The sequence below is a fragment of the Azospirillum canadense genome, from assembly GCF_025961225.1.
Lineage (GTDB): Bacteria > Pseudomonadota > Alphaproteobacteria > Azospirillales > Azospirillaceae > Azospirillum > Azospirillum canadense.
In genome coordinates this window covers 318,552-333,801 of the sequence record NZ_JAOQNG010000003.1, presented here as the reverse complement: position 1 = coordinate 333,801, position 15,250 = coordinate 318,552, and the positions used below count along the sequence as shown (strand labels likewise).

At 67.9% G+C, this 15,250-nt stretch carries 24 protein-coding genes and 5 pseudogenes; 12 read left to right on the top strand and 17 right to left on the bottom strand.

Annotated features, from left to right (window positions below):
- The first annotated feature begins 217 nt into the window (after nucleotides 1-217).
- From M2351_RS19720 to M2351_RS19700, 5 genes and pseudogenes are all read left to right on the top strand, one after another.
- Nucleotides 218-927: pseudogene (locus M2351_RS19720) on the top strand (IS6 family transposase).
- Between the two features lie 65 nt (nucleotides 928-992).
- Nucleotides 993-1,145: pseudogene (locus M2351_RS19715) on the top strand (ISKra4-like element ISAzba1 family transposase); the annotation flags it as partial.
- 224 nt (nucleotides 1,146-1,369) lie between these two features.
- Nucleotides 1,370-1,642, top strand: coding sequence for a DUF1127 domain-containing protein (locus tag M2351_RS45165; RefSeq protein ID WP_406567409.1), 273 nt, complete (start codon nucleotides 1,370-1,372; stop codon nucleotides 1,640-1,642).
- 55 nt (nucleotides 1,643-1,697) lie between these two features.
- A pseudogene (locus M2351_RS19705) lies at nucleotides 1,698-2,188 on the top strand (transposase); the annotation flags it as partial.
- A gap of 73 nt (nucleotides 2,189-2,261) precedes the next feature.
- The gene (locus tag M2351_RS19700; RefSeq protein ID WP_264657785.1) at nucleotides 2,262-3,230 is read left to right on the top strand and encodes an IS5 family transposase; all 969 of its coding nucleotides are present in this window, start codon (nucleotides 2,262-2,264) and stop codon (nucleotides 3,228-3,230) included.
- Between the two features lie 19 nt (nucleotides 3,231-3,249).
- On the opposite strand, the gene M2351_RS19695 is transcribed toward M2351_RS19700, so the two are convergent.
- Entirely contained in the window at nucleotides 3,250-3,432 is a 183-nt protein-coding gene (locus tag M2351_RS19695; protein ID WP_264657784.1) for a hypothetical protein, read from the bottom strand.
- Between the two features lie 231 nt (nucleotides 3,433-3,663).
- Between M2351_RS19695 and M2351_RS19690 the strand changes: the two genes are divergently transcribed.
- Together M2351_RS19690 and vapC are read left to right on the top strand one after the other, a co-directional pair.
- Nucleotides 3,664-3,888: an antitoxin gene (locus M2351_RS19690; RefSeq protein ID WP_264657783.1), complete on the top strand. Its 225-nt coding sequence runs from the start codon at nucleotides 3,664-3,666 to the stop codon at nucleotides 3,886-3,888.
- Nucleotides 3,888-4,304 carry a type II toxin-antitoxin system tRNA(fMet)-specific endonuclease VapC gene (vapC, locus tag M2351_RS19685; RefSeq protein ID WP_264657782.1) on the top strand — a complete coding sequence of 139 codons (417 nt, stop codon included), beginning with the start codon at nucleotides 3,888-3,890 and terminating at the stop codon, nucleotides 4,302-4,304. Before M2351_RS19690 ends, vapC begins: the two co-directional genes overlap by 1 nt.
- 104 nt (nucleotides 4,305-4,408) lie before the next feature.
- Here vapC and M2351_RS19680 read toward each other — a convergent pair whose 3' ends face one another.
- On the bottom strand, nucleotides 4,409-4,768 hold the full coding sequence (locus M2351_RS19680) for a hypothetical protein (protein ID WP_264657781.1): 360 nt from the start codon (nucleotides 4,766-4,768) through the stop codon (nucleotides 4,409-4,411).
- On the opposite strand from M2351_RS19680, the gene M2351_RS19675 reads away from it, so the two are divergent.
- The 3 genes from M2351_RS19675 to M2351_RS19665 all read left to right on the top strand — a co-directional run bounded on the left by M2351_RS19675 (nucleotide 4,767) and on the right by M2351_RS19665 (nucleotide 6,741).
- Nucleotides 4,767-5,063, top strand: a complete 297-nt coding sequence (locus M2351_RS19675; protein WP_264657780.1) for a hypothetical protein — start codon at nucleotides 4,767-4,769, stop codon at nucleotides 5,061-5,063. The genes M2351_RS19680 and M2351_RS19675 overlap by 2 nt on opposite strands.
- Before the next feature lie 291 nt (nucleotides 5,064-5,354).
- Nucleotides 5,355-5,672: a hypothetical protein gene (locus M2351_RS19670; protein ID WP_264657779.1), complete on the top strand. Its 318-nt coding sequence runs from the start codon at nucleotides 5,355-5,357 to the stop codon at nucleotides 5,670-5,672.
- 499 nt (nucleotides 5,673-6,171) lie between these two features.
- Nucleotides 6,172-6,741, top strand: a complete 570-nt coding sequence (locus M2351_RS19665; RefSeq protein ID WP_264657778.1) for a hypothetical protein — start codon at nucleotides 6,172-6,174, stop codon at nucleotides 6,739-6,741.
- An 83-nt stretch (nucleotides 6,742-6,824) separates the two neighbouring features.
- On the opposite strand, the gene M2351_RS19660 is transcribed toward M2351_RS19665, so the two are convergent.
- The 10 genes from M2351_RS19660 to M2351_RS44965 form a co-directional block, all read right to left on the bottom strand.
- Entirely contained in the window at nucleotides 6,825-7,067 is a 243-nt protein-coding gene (locus M2351_RS19660; protein WP_264657777.1) for a hypothetical protein, read from the bottom strand.
- Nucleotides 7,068-7,139: 72 nt separating this feature from the next.
- The gene (locus tag M2351_RS19655; RefSeq protein WP_264657776.1) at nucleotides 7,140-7,772 is read right to left on the bottom strand and encodes a 3'-5' exonuclease; all 633 of its coding nucleotides are present in this window, start codon (nucleotides 7,770-7,772) and stop codon (nucleotides 7,140-7,142) included.
- Between the two features lie 140 nt (nucleotides 7,773-7,912).
- Entirely contained in the window at nucleotides 7,913-8,521 is a 609-nt protein-coding gene (locus M2351_RS19650) for a PIN domain-containing protein (protein ID WP_264657775.1), read from the bottom strand.
- 16 nt (nucleotides 8,522-8,537) lie between these two features.
- Nucleotides 8,538-8,783, bottom strand: coding sequence for a FitA-like ribbon-helix-helix domain-containing protein (locus M2351_RS19645; RefSeq protein ID WP_264657774.1), 246 nt, complete (start codon nucleotides 8,781-8,783; stop codon nucleotides 8,538-8,540).
- A 165-nt stretch (nucleotides 8,784-8,948) separates the two neighbouring features.
- A complete protein-coding gene (locus M2351_RS19640; protein ID WP_264657773.1) occupies nucleotides 8,949-9,413 on the bottom strand; it encodes an RES family NAD+ phosphorylase in 465 nt (154 codons plus the stop codon).
- A 39-nt stretch (nucleotides 9,414-9,452) separates the two neighbouring features.
- On the bottom strand, nucleotides 9,453-9,890 hold the full coding sequence (locus tag M2351_RS19635; protein WP_264657772.1) for an antitoxin Xre/MbcA/ParS toxin-binding domain-containing protein: 438 nt from the start codon (nucleotides 9,888-9,890) through the stop codon (nucleotides 9,453-9,455).
- A 26-nt stretch (nucleotides 9,891-9,916) separates the two neighbouring features.
- Nucleotides 9,917-10,114, bottom strand: a complete 198-nt coding sequence (locus M2351_RS19630; RefSeq protein ID WP_264657771.1) for a hypothetical protein — start codon at nucleotides 10,112-10,114, stop codon at nucleotides 9,917-9,919.
- A gap of 41 nt (nucleotides 10,115-10,155) precedes the next feature.
- Nucleotides 10,156-10,791, bottom strand: coding sequence for a hypothetical protein (locus M2351_RS19625; RefSeq protein ID WP_264657770.1), 636 nt, complete (start codon nucleotides 10,789-10,791; stop codon nucleotides 10,156-10,158).
- Nucleotides 10,792-10,856: 65 nt separating this feature from the next.
- A complete protein-coding gene (locus tag M2351_RS19620; protein WP_319801905.1) occupies nucleotides 10,857-11,123 on the bottom strand; it encodes a hypothetical protein in 267 nt (88 codons plus the stop codon).
- Between the two features lie 6 nt (nucleotides 11,124-11,129).
- Entirely contained in the window at nucleotides 11,130-11,315 is a 186-nt protein-coding gene (locus M2351_RS44965; RefSeq protein WP_319801904.1) for a hypothetical protein, read from the bottom strand.
- A 143-nt stretch (nucleotides 11,316-11,458) separates the two neighbouring features.
- On the opposite strand from M2351_RS44965, the gene M2351_RS19615 reads away from it, so the two are divergent.
- Nucleotides 11,459-11,683 (top strand): helix-turn-helix domain-containing protein, encoded by a 225-nt coding sequence (locus M2351_RS19615; RefSeq protein ID WP_264657769.1) that lies wholly within the window; start codon nucleotides 11,459-11,461, stop codon nucleotides 11,681-11,683.
- A 16-nt stretch (nucleotides 11,684-11,699) separates the two neighbouring features.
- Here M2351_RS19615 and M2351_RS19610 read toward each other — a convergent pair whose 3' ends face one another.
- The 5 genes and pseudogenes from M2351_RS19610 to M2351_RS19590 form a co-directional block, all read right to left on the bottom strand.
- The gene (locus tag M2351_RS19610) at nucleotides 11,700-12,059 is read right to left on the bottom strand and encodes a hypothetical protein (RefSeq protein ID WP_264657768.1); all 360 of its coding nucleotides are present in this window, start codon (nucleotides 12,057-12,059) and stop codon (nucleotides 11,700-11,702) included.
- Between the two features lie 136 nt (nucleotides 12,060-12,195).
- Nucleotides 12,196-12,905: pseudogene (locus M2351_RS19605) on the bottom strand (IS6 family transposase).
- A gap of 49 nt (nucleotides 12,906-12,954) precedes the next feature.
- Nucleotides 12,955-13,190, bottom strand: a pseudogene (locus M2351_RS19600) (transposase); the annotation flags it as partial.
- 102 nt (nucleotides 13,191-13,292) lie between these two features.
- Nucleotides 13,293-13,619 (bottom strand): hypothetical protein, encoded by a 327-nt coding sequence (locus M2351_RS19595; protein ID WP_264657767.1) that lies wholly within the window; start codon nucleotides 13,617-13,619, stop codon nucleotides 13,293-13,295.
- An 80-nt stretch (nucleotides 13,620-13,699) separates the two neighbouring features.
- Entirely contained in the window at nucleotides 13,700-13,930 is a 231-nt protein-coding gene (locus tag M2351_RS19590; protein ID WP_264657766.1) for a hypothetical protein, read from the bottom strand.
- Between the two features lie 650 nt (nucleotides 13,931-14,580).
- Here M2351_RS19590 and M2351_RS45160 point away from each other — a divergent pair.
- Nucleotides 14,581-15,204: a transposase gene (locus M2351_RS45160; protein WP_406567408.1), complete on the top strand. Its 624-nt coding sequence runs from the start codon at nucleotides 14,581-14,583 to the stop codon at nucleotides 15,202-15,204.
- Nucleotides 15,205-15,250 lie beyond the last annotated feature (46 nt).

The window sequence follows — 15,250 nt, the reverse complement described above, 5'->3', positions numbered from 1 at the left end:
GCCACCCGGCGACAGCGCCGGTTCCAACCGCCGTGTTCGCCGATTCCAGACTCGTCACCCCGTCTCCCCGTACTTTTCACCCCGACCAGTGCACGTCGCCCCGCACATCGCACCCCGGAACCCCGCACTTTCCACCCCGTCGCAGCAATTCCAGCCAGGGCTGGCGCGGGTGTTGTCAGGTTGGCGAGGGCGGATCGCGCATGGCAAGTTGGTCGGCATGAGCACGACGCCTGACCCGTACCGCGGCTTCCGCTTTCCGGCCGAGATCATCAGCGAAGCGGTGTGGCTGTATCACGGATTCAGCTTGAGCCTGCGCGAGGTCGAGCTGATCCTGGCGGCGCGCGGCATCGAGGTCAGCGACGAAACCATCCGGGAGTGGGGCCTGCGCTTCGGCCGGGAGTTCGCCAACACGCTCAAGCGCCGCCGGTCCCAGCCGGGCGACACGTGGTTGTTGGATGAGGTGTTCATCCGCATCCGCGGCAAGCAGCACCACCTGTGGCGGGCCATCGACCAGAACGGTGTGGTCCTCGACATCCTGATCCAGAGCCGCCGCAACACCAAAGCGGCCAAGCGCTTCTTTTGCAAGCTGCTGAAAGGGCTGCGCTACGCCCCGCGTGTCCTCGTGACCGACAAGCTGAAGTCCTACGCCGCGGCGACGAAGGACCTGAAGCTCGGCCGCGAGCATCGGCAAAGCCGATACCTGAACAACGCCGGCGAAGTGTCGCATCAACCGACCCGACGGCACGAGCGGCACAGGAAGAGGTTCAAATCCGCCCGACATGCCCAGAGGTTCCTCTCCCCCATAGCCCGATCCACAACCATGTCCAGCTTCGCCGCCATCTAATCACTGCCACCGAATACCGCGCCGCCCGAGCTCACGCCTTCACCACGTGGCGTCAGGCGACCAGCCTCGTCCTGAGGGCCTGAGCCATCCAGCAAACGGATAGTTCAGGCCCTCAGTTCCTCAACCAGTCGCGAAGTTGATAACGCCCCGGCGCAAGGGTGCCAACCAACACATGCGCTGGTCTCCACGGGGTGCTCACCGGATGCTGAAGGTGCGCACCGCCGCGATGAACGGCACGCCCGCCTCCGACTACACCGCCGCCAATCTATACGCCCACCGACCTTTCCGGCGGGCGGCATGATGGCCCGCAGGTTCGCGGCGGTCTCACATACTCGTAATCGTGACGATCAATGGCGAAGAGCAGCCCGAAGGCCACCCCCACCGCTACACTGATCGCAACTTAATTGCAGACACCAACATGATTGGTTTGTCTGGCCAATCTATTCGAATGCTGCAGTGCAAGCATTCCATGATGCGCGTGGTGCAATGCTGTGCAGTTGCGTACATTTTTTGTGCATTTGAGTTATGGCATGCCCGGAAATTTGCCGGCATCTCGCCACCCTGGAAGGCATCCCGATCATGAAAGCTACGATGTTCCAGTATTCTGACGTCGCGCCGGCGCCCCATGTTCCCGAGCGGCATCAGCCATCCAAGCTTGCCCGTATTTTTCGCACATGGTGCCGGAGAGCTGTGTCGCGTCAGGAGCTTGCGAAACTTGATGAGCGCCTGTTGCAAGACCTGGGCATTTCGGAGCAAGCCCGAGAGGCGGAAGTTTCCAAGCCGTTCTGGCGCGCCTAGGGCACGGCGGGGAACTGGTACTACTGTGTCATAAGTGCCGCCCCATATAAGGGCTATGGCACAGACGAGTCTGGATCGGCAGGGCGCGGCGGAGCGCCGGTTTGAGGATTATCTGGAGGCGACCGGAAGCGTGCTCGGGCATGCCGACCGCTGCGCCCCGATGCACGCTTACTGCACGGGGCTTCTGCTCCCGGGGCGGCGTAAGAGCGTCGAGCCGATGGCCGTGCGCGTCGCCCCGCACCGCGTTCAGGCGGCCCACCGGTCGCTGCATCACTTCGTCGCCAAGGCGGAGTGAAGCGACGAGGCCATGCTGGACGCGGCGCGCGCGTGCTGCCTCTCATCGAGCGCCACGGGCCCATCCGCCACTGGTTCATCGACGACACCGGCGTGCCGAAGAAGGGCAAGCTCTCGGTCGGCGTGGCCCGGCAGTACTGTGGGCAGATCGGCAAGCAGGACAACTGTCAGGTCGCCGTGACGCTGTCGGTGGCCAACGAGCAGGCCAGCTTGCCGATCGCGTACCGCCTTTACCGGCGTTGGTGCAGCGAGGTTCGGGATTGCCGGTCCTGGGTCATCGTGTAGAAGGGCGCGTCTCTTGATTACCGGATTGGTCAGCCTCGGCATGCCGAACAAACACAACGACGCGCGGCGCCATCACATCCCGAAGATGCGGTTCAAAGTAACGAATTGGGCGTCGTACGAAGCCGGACTGCGCCGGCGCGGCAGTCTGACGCTGTGGGTCAGCGACACGGCGATCGCCGCCTGGCGAGCGGCGCCGCGGACGACGCCCGGTGGGCAAGCGCGCTACTCGCAGACGGCTATCGAAACAGCCCTCATGGTCCGCTTGGTGTTTCATCAGCCGCTGCGCCAGACCGAGGGGCTGCTCGGCTCGTTGCTGGATCTCCTGGGCGTGGACCTGCCGGTTCCCGACCACACGACGATCAGTCGCCGGGCGGCGCGCTTGACGCCGGTGTTGGCCACGGCCCTGCCGACGGGCCCGGTCACGCTGGTGATCGACAGCACCGGCTTGAAGGTCTACGGGGCCGGCGAGTGGCACCGCGACAAGCATGGCGTGCGCGGGCCGCGGACCTGGCGCAAACTCCATCTCGCGGTGGATGCCGCCAGCAGCGCCATCGTCGCGGCCACGCTGACCACCACCAGCGACGGGGACGCCTCCCAGGTCGGACCGCTGCTCGACCAGATCAGTGGCCCCATCGACACCGTCATGGCTGACGGCGCGTACGACGGCGAACCGATTTACCAGACCATCGCCGCCCGGGATGCCGGGGCTCGGGTGATCATCCCCCCGCGCGCCACGGCGGTCGTGAGCGAGGCCGCCACAACCGCCCCGACCCAGCGGGACCGCCACATCCAGAGCCTGGCCGAGCACGGGCGCTCAGGCTGGCAAAAGCAGACCGACTATGGCGAGCGGGCGAAGGCGGAAACCGCGATGGCGCGTTACAAGCGCATCCTCGGCGACCAGCTGCGTGCACGCACGTTGCCCGGCCAACGAACTGAAGCCGCCACCGGCGTCATCATCCTGAACCGGATGATCGATCAAGCACGCCCGAACTCCGTCCGCATCGCCTGATCAAAGGTCGTGTCAGGCTTCACTGCGTCTGTGCGGACCTCGCTGCACCAACACCCTTCACCACGGCTTCGGGCGTTTTCGTCGCAACGCGCCCCAGCTGGGCCTTGCCGCCGGAGGGGAGGGGCACCGGGGCGCGATCCTGCCCGAGCCGGATGTCGCGGCCGTGCTGGGTTGGCGGAAGCCGCCAGACGTCGTCGCTCATGCTGCGCGCCCGCGAAGAGTGGCTCCGGCTGATGGTGCCGGGTGCATCACCTGTCGTTCCGCCGCGGTGTTGTCCAGCCGGACGATCCAATGAGCCTGGGTCTTCGCCGAATGCGCCGCGTGTGTGCTTCAGCGGTGTCTGTGGCTTCAGAGTCGGGATTCGGGGGCGCTCCGGGCATTGACGCCCCGTGTCTTGGGATATACATTCAGGATATACGCACGGGGGTGATCCATGACCGTCCGCACGACCTTGTTCCAGTCCAACCGCAGCCAGGCCGTCCGGCTTCCGAAGGACGTGTCGTTCCCCGCGCATGTCCGCGAGGTCGTCATTCTGCGCGAAGGAGTCCGTCGCATCATCGTGCCGGCCGACAGCGTCTGGGACGACTTCTTCGACTCCCCCGGCATCGCCTTTCCGGACCGCGACCAGCCCGCACCGCAAGAGCGCGAGGCGTGGTGATGCTGCGCTACATGCTGGACACCAACGTCTGCATCCGCGTTCTGCGCGACCGCCCGCCGAGCGCCCGGGCCCGGTTCAACGCGGAAGCGGGCGGCTTGTGCATCTCCGCGGTGACGCTGGCGGAACTGCTGCACGGTGCCGCCAAGTCCGACCGCCCGGCGGAGAAGCGCCACGAGGTCGAGCGGCTGACCGCCCGTCTCGACGTGCTGCCCTTCGACGACGAAGCCGCCGGGCACTTCGGCGACATCCGGGCCGAATTGGAGCGCCAGGGCCGCGTGATCGGGCCGTACGACCTGATGATCGCCGGCCACGCCCGCAGCCGCGGCCTCGCCGTGGTGACCGGCAATCTCGGCGAATTCAGCCGCGTGCCCGGCCTGCGCTGCGAGGACTGGCTGGACGAGCCGCGCGGGCACTGACCGGCTTATCGTTCATCCTCGGGGCGACGGCGTTCGCGCCCTCACGGCAGTGCGTTCCTTGCGGAAGGGCGGAAAAGCGTGGCGGGATGGCGGCCGCCGGCCGGTCAGGCTGCGTCCGGTGTCGCGGTGGGGGTGTCCAGCGCGGTGATTTCCCCGATCATCTGCGCGTGGTCCTCGGCATTGAGCGCCCGGCGGTCGGCCGCCAAGCGCCGGAGCGCGGCGTAGCCCGCCGCGGTGAAGCGGGCCGTCGGCCAGTGCCGGTCGAGGTCGGCGAGTTCCACCAAGCCGCGGTTGCGCAGGGACTGCACGGCGGCCTGGAGTTTCGGCTCGCCTTTGCGCGGCCCGGTCGACCAGCGCTTGAGCATGATGCCGTCGTGGATCGAGCGCGCCGAGGTCAGGCGGCGCATGAACTCGCGGCGGATCAGGTCGCGTTCCTTCGGGGTCAGGTCGGCGTGGTCGGTCATGGCGTGCCTCTCCGGGGCCGCGCACTGTAGCCCCAACCGGCCTGCGCGCAAAACCTTTGGGACGGCTGCCCGGCATTGGGCCGAAACGGCGTTCGGCCAGGCGCAACAGTATCTCGGCCTCGATGCAGAGCTGGCCTTCCGTCCGGCCCATGGCCGAGGCTTCGGCCTCGCGCCGGCGGATCAGTTCGGCCAAGTCGGGATCACGGTTACCATCGGCCGGCATGGCCTGCACCTCCTCACCACCCCGTCGGATAACCTCGCACCACCCGGCTCGGTTCCGCAACTGCACGGCTGATGATCGCCGTGTTATCTCTCTTCACGGTAGCTGTTTATCATGAATCACGCGCGATAGGATATGTAAGATGATTCGAGTCGCGCGAATTGGCAACCCGTTGTCCTCCGGTTCCGGGCTGGCCAAGACCGCGACGCCGTCGGCGTCGTCTCCTGACTCCGTCGCGGCACAGCCAAGCCCTGCCGCGTCGGCGGAATGGCCCACCGCGGCATCGACGGGGCGGGCAGGAGGCAGTCAGGATGGAAACGGATTCGGACGGCCTGCACGGACGCAGGCAAACCGGAGGACCCGACGATGCACACCGGCCCGACCACCGGCGGAAACCCGCCGCTCGCCCTCATCCCCCACAGCGCCGAAGAAGACACCGACTCCCACCCCACCGTCCTGCTGCTGGTGCAGCTCGACACCCGACGCTTCCTGCCGATCCCGCTGGCGCTCGTGCCCCCGCCGCTGCTGGCGCATCTGGCGTCCGTCCGGCTGGTCCGCGAGGCCGGCTTCGAGGGCAACGACTTTCTCGCCACCGATGCCACCGCCCGGCTGCGTGTGGTCTCGGCGACCGCCATCGCCCCGATCGTCGAGCGGTCGTTCGACGCGCCGCTGGCCGCCGAATAGCCGCCTCGCCCGAGCCTCTCCCCGTCCCCAGCGCGCCGGTGGGGCCGTCCCGCCGCGCGTCCGTTTTCAGGATCCATTCCCATGAAGACCATCGCCATCCCCCTCGGCCGGCTGCGGCTGGCCGAGACGAACATGCGCGATCCGCCCTCGCCAACCTGACAACACCGTGACTGGTTCCCGGTCGGCCGATCACCGCCGGGTGCCCGCTCCCGCGCGCCCTGACTGCTGCTGATCGAGCGCACGCCGTCGGTCAAGGGAGGCCACAAGGAAGCCCGGCCGCGGACTGGCGCCTCCGCCACAGCCACCGTGTCGCCGCGCACGGTGATGCGAAGCACGCTCGCAAGGGTTCCCGCCAAGGCCGAAACCCGCTGCGCCGATGACATGGTGCACGGCGCCCGGCAAAGCCGGACCCAAGTCGCGGGAACGCACGAACGGTGGGGCCCCAGGGGGCGGGCCGCGATCCGCCCCCATCTGTTTTCGGAGAATATGGAGAGGCAGCATGCGGTTTCTGGCGTCGGCACAGTTCGTCGAGCAATCCCGGGTCGCCGACGCGTTCGTCGCGCCGTCGGCGGCGCTGGCCAACCGCTTGTTGGCAGCCCGGGGCCTGGGTCGCTTGCCGCCGTGCCGCGTCTCCTACTTCATCGAGGAGCTTCACCGGCCAGGCGCGGCGATCGGCCTGCACACCAAGGGGACAGCGAACATCCGGCTGAATCTGGCCTGGCTCGCCGACGTGGCGCAGCGGGGCACCGACCCCGAGTGGGAGGTCGCCTTCGTCGTTCTGCACGAATACGCCCACTTCGTCCTCGAACGCCTCGAAGCCCGGGAGGCCAGCCCCGGTGCCGTGCGCCAGCGCATCGAAGCCGAACACGCCGACTTCCTGCGCCGCATGCAGCGCCTCGGCGGGCTCGCCGACCCGGTGTCGCGCAAGCTCCTGTCCAACCACAACGCCGTGGCCGAGGAATGGTGCTGCGATGCCTTCGCCTATTGGGCCGCCGGCACCCTGCCGGCGTCGCACGCCGCGTTCCTGGACGCGCTCCTGGCGGAGGTGCGCGTCCCTCCGGATGCCTGATGCCGCAAATGACGAATCCGTCGAGGCATTACGGCCGCCAAGGCCCGCCCGTGCTCGACAGCCACCCGCCGAGCATTCGGCCGTCATGTCCGCGGCCGAGGAATCCGGGGCCCCAATCTGACGGCGGCTTTGTCCGCCCGCTCGCAGGGAATGCCCTCGGCCTTCAGCCCCTGAACGGCTTCGTCGAGATCGTCCCAGGGTGTGCATCCGATCTCGGTTTCCGACTCCTTGCGCCAGTCGAACTGTTGCTCGCTGAGAACTGCGGTTGCCCGCTGGCACGCGGCCTCGGATGCGAACCTCAGGACCGGCACCCGCAACTCCGGCATGATCGTCCTCCGCCTTCTTGGAGCGGCAAGCACCGCGACACGCTCAAGACGCTTCCCGCCGACGGCACGGGATCAGTCGAACACCGCACCGCGGGGGCTGGTGTCGCCGAAGGCCAACGTGAGGAAGGCATCGGCGGTCAGGTCCGCGTCGAGCAACGCCCCATGGTGGGCAAAGCGGGCGCTGCGATCGAGCCACAACCGGTCGCACAAGGCATCGAGCGAGCCCGAAGCACCCGGAAAGCGTTCGTGCGACATCTCCCGGGTGCAGATGAAGCGGCTGCTCTCGAAGAGATCCGTTCCCCAGGGGACGCGCCCGCACCGGGCGAACTCGTAATTCAGGAAATCCATCTCGTTTTCATAAGCGTGGGCGACCAGGAGGTCTTCGCCCAGAAAGGCCAGCAGCTCGTCGGCGACTTGTGGAAAGCGGGGCGCCGTCTTCAGGTCGGCGGGGCGGATGTTGTGCACCTTGATCGCATCGGGGTTGATCGGCGCGTCGGGGTTGACCCGGGTTTCCCAGGTCCGCGCCTTCACCCACTCCGTTCCCTCGCGGACGATCTCCAGGCAGCCGATCTCGATGATGATGCCCGGCTGGCGCAGACCCTTGGGGGCTTTGCGAATGTCCTCGAGACGCGGCATCCGCCGGCCGGTCGTCTCGATGTCGATCGCAACCAGCCGATCCCGTTCCTGCCATGGTGGCGTGTTCATGCCTGCCGTCTCCCGCCGCGTCAGGTCCATTGGTAGTCCGGGTCGGCCGCGCCGTCGAGAGAAAGTCCGCGGGCAACCACGGTGGAGTTTTGTCGCAGGGACCATTCCGATGCGCGGAGATCCCGGAACCGCCGACGGGCTCACGCCGCGACGACCGGGCTCCGCCAATCAGCCATGCCCTGCGCCCGGACTGTGCGGCGGGAGATCGGATGCCGCTGGACGTTGAAGGTGTTGAAAGCGGCGGACTGCAATGAGACGAAGCGCTGGGCGGGTCGGGGCGATCCGAAGCGTTGCACGTCCCGATCTCCCGCCGACCGTTCCCTCACGATCATTCGTCCCAGGGGTTGACCACCATCACGCCGCAATCCTGAAAATCCGCCACGTTCCGGGTCGCCACGGCGGCACCGCGCGACCGCGCAATGCCGGCAATCTGCGCGTCGAAGGTTCCGGTCGGACGCCCCCGCCCGGCGCCGGCCCGCAGCAAGCAAGGCGAAGGCCTCCGCCGCCGCTCCATCGAAGGGCAGCACGCGCCCGGCGAAATCCTCCGCGAACATCTGTCCCGCGGCGGTCAGAAGGTCATTGCGCCGTTTGCCTTCCGGTAGCAACACCAGACCGTAAAGGATTTCCGCCTGGGTAACGGCGGTGGTGCACAAGTCGGTCGCCGTCTGGCCGGCAATCCACCGCACCACCGCGGCCGACGGGTTCGGCCGCATCAACTCCGACAGGACGTTGGTGTCCAGGATGATCATGGTCAGAAAACCCCGGTCACTCGAACGTCGGCGGTTCCCGCAGCGGTTCGCGTGGCACGTCCGGCACCTCGACACCGCCGAAGCGCTGGAAGCGGCGCCGGATCGCTTCCGCCAGATTCGCCGCCGCCTCCGGCTGCCCGGCCAGAACGTCGCGCAGGATCAGGCGCGCCTCGTCCTCCATGGAACGGCCATGATGGGCCGCACGGCTCTGGAGCCGCTGCGCCAGCGGTTCGTCCAAGTTTCGAATGGTCAGGTCGCCCACGCGCCACTCCCCCGCACCGTCATCCCGGTCATTCCCATCCATGGTAGGGCAGAGAACCGTCGCCATCAAGGAACGGCGCACCCGCCGATGGCGCCCGGCCTTGCCCGATGGCGGGCGCGTCCTACGGTCCCCATACGGTGTGAAAGCCCGAGGTTTGCGACCGCGTTAAGGAGACGGTGCGAACAGGCGGGCATCCCACAGCACGGGCCGTGGCCGGGATGCGCGGATGTCGGCGAAGTCCGGGTGCAGTTGGTTGATCAGGAGGTTGCGCTCGAAGCCCATGGCCGAGTGCGACGGCACGACGAGGACCGCCGACCGCCGGCCGTCGTACCACGCATCGCCATAGGCCTGGCTGGCGGCGTAGCCGGGATCATCCCATCCGGGCACGTCACCGGGGCCGATCTCCTCGACCGTAACGTGCCCCGGAACGAAAACCTCGGCGAACTGCTGCCCGGCCGGGATTTTGCCGATCCGGGTGTGCGCCAGTTTCTCCAGCATCGCGGTGGCGAAGCCGAGCCCGGCGTAGACGACGTAGCGCCCCCTGGAGTTCCAGCGGCCGCCGGTCTTGAAGGCCCCGCCGCCGTCCAGCAGCGGAAAGCGGTCGTCCGCGATGCGGAAGGCCGTCAACATCTCAGTCCGGTGCGGCCCGGTCGGGTGGGACGGCATGGGTTACGCGGGCAGCCCATGCAGGATCGCGTCGAGGATGTCCTCGACGTGCCGGGCGCCGAACTCGTCGACGGCCACCTCGATGGGAGCACGGTCGGCGAGTTCCGGGTGCGGCGTCGTCAGCCACTGCCGGGCGTCTTCGGCGTTGCGCCAGACGTACTCGGCGTGCGCGATGACGTTCGCCACGCGCGCCGTGCGCTCGCCTTCGGCCGGGGTAAGCCGTCCCTCGCGAAGGCGACGCTTCAGCGTCCCCTCCGGCACGATGCGGGTCATCAGGGTCCGGCGCGCCGCCGGATCGGCGTAGACGTGCCTAGCGACCCGGTCGAGGGCGTCAACGGTCACCCCCTCGCCGATCCGGCGCTGTAGGTCCAACGGGGTGGTCACGGCGCGGCCGAAGGTGGCGGGGCCGCCCATGACGTTCACGATCTCCTGAACCTGCATCACCGCCTCCAAACCAACTGATCCCATTATATGGCATCACCTGATCGGGCCGCAAGGCGCCTCGGGACCATCGGCGTCCGTTCCGGCTTGGACGGCCCGACGCCGTACCGATCGGCGATGTCCAGAATCGCCAGCCGCACCGCGCGCCGCACGGCGGGATTGGGCTCGCCGGAAAGCGCGGCGATGATCTCAGGGATTCGCTGGGCACCGATGTCACGCTCCATGAGCGTCGTCCTTTCCTGGTGCCAATCGGCCAATGTCCCGACTATGGATCTTCGCAAGGGGTCCGGGCGGCGCCGGCGAGGACCAGCAGGTCGGCCAGGGTGGTGCGGATGAACGTCCAGGGCTGCCCGTCGGGCTCCGGTTCGTGGGCGCTCCACTCGGTGGCGATGGCCAGCCGGGCGACCACGCCGGCGAGGGACTGCGCGGGGGTGGCGGCCGCCGTTCTCATCAGCGCGGCGGCACGCCGGTCGGCGGCGTCCTCGCCCGCCCGGGCGGCGGTCAGGCCACAGGCCTCGGCCCCAACAGTCCAGGCGGTCCGCACGGCGGCCAGGTCGCGCTTGAGCCGGGCGCGCAAAGCCCGGGTGGCGGGACCGGTGCCGAGCAGCCGGTCCACGTCACGCTCCTCCGTCGCGTAAGCGGGTGGTGCACCGACCCCTTCCAGAGGCACCGGAACGCGCGGAAAGCCGATGCGCCCGCCCAGGCCGCGCTCCAGCCGTTGCGCCCGGCGTGACAGCCGGACCAGGGCGCGATGGGCGTCGCGCCAGTCCCGCCAGAGCGTGACCAGCGGATCGGCCGGGCCGCCCCGGTCCAGTTCAGCCCTCAGGAGCCGTGTCGCCGCGGCCAGGGCGGCGCGGCGCGATGCGGTCCCCGCCGTGGGGGCGCGGGCCATCGGCGGCATGATCACCTCCTTCGCGTGTCGGCTGTGGGGAGAGGCGGACGGCGCGGCGCGGGGCCCGCACCGGGTCAGGCGACGGTGTCCTCCAGCGCGGCCACGGTCGCCGCCAGCAGGGCGAGCACCCGGCGGCGGAGCTTGGGGGCGGCGAGCCGGTAGTAGCAGGCCAGCAGGTCCAGTGTTTCGCGCCGGTCCAGCGGCGTCTCGCCGCCGGTCCCGGCGGCGCGGCCGTCCGGCATGCCGTCGAAGAAGAAGCTGACCGGCACGTCGAGCGCCTCGGCCAGCTGCCACAGGCGCGACGCGGCGATGCCGTTCCGCCCGGCCTCGTACTTCTGCACCTGCTGCTAGGTCACGCCGAGGCGCTCCCCGAGGTCGGTCTGCGACAGCCCGAGCAGCGCGCGGCGGAGGCGCACCCGGCCACCGACGTGGGCATCGACGGTGTCCAGCCCGGACCCCGCCGCGGGCGCCCGCCCCCGTCCCGTGTGCCTCGCCTTCGCTCCGCCGCCCAGCCCTGCCCTCCTGCTCCGCACCGGCCATGCCCGCAAGCCCGCGCGATGAACCTCCGCCACCATCGCGCATCGGCTGCACCGACAGTACGCGCCACACGCGCCTCCGGCAAAATGTGACTCATAGTCTGTAGACCGATCGGCTGCAAGCGGGCAGGACTGGCGCCATGGACATCCGCAAGCAGGTGGGGCTCAACGTTCAGCGGGTCCGGCGCACGCGCGGCTGGTCGCAGGAGGAGCTTGCCTTCCAGTCGGGGCTGCACCGCACCTACATCAGCGGCATCGAACGCGGCACGCGCAACCCGACCGTCACCGTCCTGAAGGAGCTGGCGGACGCGCTCGCCGTGCCGCCGAGAACGCTGCTGGACCTGGGCTCGCCGTCCGGCGGGTGAAAGGCCGGTCCCGCGGTCACCACCGCTCGGCGAGGCGCCGGGCGTCGTCGAGCGCGCGCCTGACGAGGCGGTGGACGATGCCGGCCTCAGACCCGGGCGGGCGGAACAGGCTGGCGTCGGTGTGGTCGAGGGCGGCCCACAGCACGCGCAGGCGCACCAGCAGCCCCGCCGCGCTGTGCGCGGGCAGGCCGGCGACGCACTCCTCCAGCTCGGTCAGGGCTTGGGTCAGGCGGTCCAGCGGCTCGTCGGCGATGGGTGGGGTGCGGCACAGGGCTCGGTAGGCGTCGAGCAGGATGCCGTGCTCCGCGCCCAGGCGCCGCAGCGCGCGGTCGTCTCCGTCGTCGGGGACGGGCAGGATCGGGGCGGTGTCGGGCATGGCCGGGGCTCGTCCGGGGTGCGGGGTGGCTGGTTCCCGGTCCGGCCTTTGCCGTTCCGGGTGCCCGTTTGCGGTGCTGTCAACTTCACGGTTGGTTGACAAACTGAGGGTGTGGACAATCCGTGTGTTGGATGGTTCAGGCGGTCAGGGCGAGGCCGGTCACCTCGCGCCAGGTGGTGAAGGCGTGAGCTCGGGCGGCGCGGTATTCGGTGGCAGTGATTAGATGGCGGCGAAGCTGGACATGGTTGTGGATCGGGCTATGGGGGAGAGGAACCTCTGGGCATGTCGGGCGGATTTGAACCTCTTCCTGTGCCGCTCGCGCCGTCGGGTCGGTTGATGCGACACTTCGCCGGCGTTGTTCAGGTATCGGCTTTGCCGATGCTCGCGGCCGAGCTTCAGGTCCTTCGTCGCCGCGGCGTAGGACTTCAGCTTGTCGGTCACGAGGACACGCGGGGCGTAGCGCAGCCCTTTCAGCAGCTTGCAAAAGAAGCGCTTGGCCGCTTTGGTGTTGCGGCGGCTCTGGATCAGGATGTCGAGGACCACACCGTTCTGGTCGATGGCCCGCCACAGGTGGTGCTGCTTGCCGCGGATGCGGATGAACACCTCGTCCAGCAAACACGTGTCGCCCGGCTGGGACCGGCGGCGCTTGAGCGTGTTGGCGAACTCCCGGCCGAAGCGCAGGCCCCACTCCCGGATGGTTTCGTCGCTGACCTCGATGCCGCGCGCCGCCAGGATCAGCTCGACCTCGCGCAGGCTCAAGCTGAATCCGTGATACAGCCACACCGCTTCGCTGATGATCTCGGCCGGAAAGCGGAAGCCGCGGTACGGGTCAGGCGTCGTGCTCATGCCGACCAACTTGCCATGCGCGATCCGCCCTCGCCAACCTGACAACACCCCGGCCCATCGCCAGGCGCAGCATGATCCCGTTTCTATGGCGAGGTCCGAGTATGCCAGCGACCAGCCCCGCCGCCCGGTCTGGACCGGCGTCCACGTGGCCAGGGCCTCGGAGGAGACCCACACCGTCAAACGGCCGCGCTGCCGCAGAGCCCGGTTGTACTCCCGCCAGCGCCCGACTTTGTACTTGGCGTTCGGGATCGTGTGGCGATGCGGTTCGTTGTGCTTGTACGGCATGCGGGGTCTCAAATTCAGCTCCCGCCTCTATTCCCCAATCGCCCCTCAGGCCACCAGGACGGCCCCCGGCCGGGTTTGTGCAACAAGGCCCAACATGACTCCTCAAAACGGCCGCGCGGCGGTGGCGTACGGCACCACCCGGCTGAGCTGGAGATCAAGCAGGCTCACTTCGCCAAACCGGCGCATGGCCTCGGCGATGACCGCCGCGGCGCTGCTCCGGATGGTCTCGTGATCGCCGGTGGCTTCGAGCGGCTGAGCAGGCCCCGCTGCGCCAGGCAGAGCCATCACCTGGAACCGATACACGCCGCGCGGCAGACGCGTTGGCACGTGTTCATCGACCACCCGCCAAGCGACCCGCTGCGGATCTCCGGACAGATTCGGCACGCTTGGGCAACGGTGCGTGATGTAAGTGAGCGTTCCTTCAGGCATCCATCCCCCTGGCAACCATTCCCCTGGCAACGGGAGGCCGCGATGAACGCGCCCCGTCGGTCGACGAGCGCAGGGGACGTTTAAGAGCGTGTGATGAGGTCGCGCATGCGGCGAGGGATTGGCTCGTGCAGGATCGGCGCGAACAGCTTCCGCAGGTGCCAAATGGCCACGCCATCCGCCCGGACCTGATCAGATGAACTGGGATCGCGAAGCAGATGGTGCTCGATCTTCGCACGGGTGGAGTGATCGAGACCACCGGCCATGTAGACTTCCAGCTCTCGTGCGGTCACGTCATTCGTATTCTTCTTCATGGATGACCCTTTTCTTCGCTTCCCCGAGGCCAGGCGGACTCTGGCGAGAACCACCGCGCCTGACCCGGTGTGGTCGTTTCTGTGGTCCTCTTTGCAAAGGACGAGGAAGGCGCCGTGGTTTGTCCGGCGCCTTCGCAGTACCAGGACAGCGTCTTCGGATTCATCCTCAAAGCAGTCCCATGCACACCGGAATTGAGACCACCGCCCGCCCGGCCCTGCCTTTCGCGTTCTTGTGAACCGGACCAAAGCGACCGCTGTGTTCATGAGGTCCACCAGTGCCGTTGGGCCCTAATTCCAAGAACCTCCTGGATTTCCGGGCCGGCATCGCGTTAATAGCATAACAATCGTGGCGGTCTCGCCGTCAAGGCAAAAGAGACCGCCGCACCGATCTCAAAATGCTTATTGCCAACAGAGGCTAACCCTGGGGGAACATGGCGATGTGCTTTCTCCGCGTTGCGTGTTCTGGTGCGTTTTGAAACTTCTTTGCCGCCTCACCTTTGCTTGCTTAAGCTGTGCGGATGAGAGTTTTGCATAGCCGTAATGGAGCGTTCAAAACTTGAGCATGTTGTTTTGAAAGTATCATTCACCGCATACATTCAGCCTACTTTGCACCACCAGCCGGTTGTCATGGATCGCTCCGCCGTTTGGTCATGCCTCGTTCCGAAAGGGAAACCCCGACCGGCATACGGAATTTGCTAGCTGGAACACCGGGTTGCGCGTCGCCTAGAGTGGCGCCCATGGCTGATCGACCTTGCGCCCCGCACTGGGCGCCGAACGACTGTCTGAGTGAGGCGGATTACGCCCACCTCATGCGTCTGGTCCCCACACCCCAGCGGACCGGGCGGCCCCGCGCGCCCGATGTCCGGCCGGTACTGGACGCCTTGTACCACAAGCTGCGGACCGGCTGCTCCTGGCGGGAGTTGCCCCCACCGCCGCACTTTCCGCCTTGGCCGACGGTATACGGATATTATCGACGGCTCGAAGCGGCCGGACGCTGGCCGGCCATGTGCCACCACCTGCTCAAGGCCGCCAGGTGTGGCCCCAGCGCATCCAGCGGGCGCCAGCCAGTTCACGCGATCGATCTCCAAGCGATACTGAGCAAGGCGCAGGACGCGGGGCACCGGGCTCAGGTGGTGAGTGCGCAGGCTCGACTGGCGCTTGCCGCCCGCAAGAAGTTCGCTAAGGAGGCGGCGGAACGGCTGCAACAGATGAAGCGCAAGCCACGATGGCCGGCACCATCCGCCGGGGACTGTGGGACGAGTCCACGGAGGTGAAGCGGAACGCAGCGCAGGAACCAGGGCCTGAGTGACGCAGGGAGGC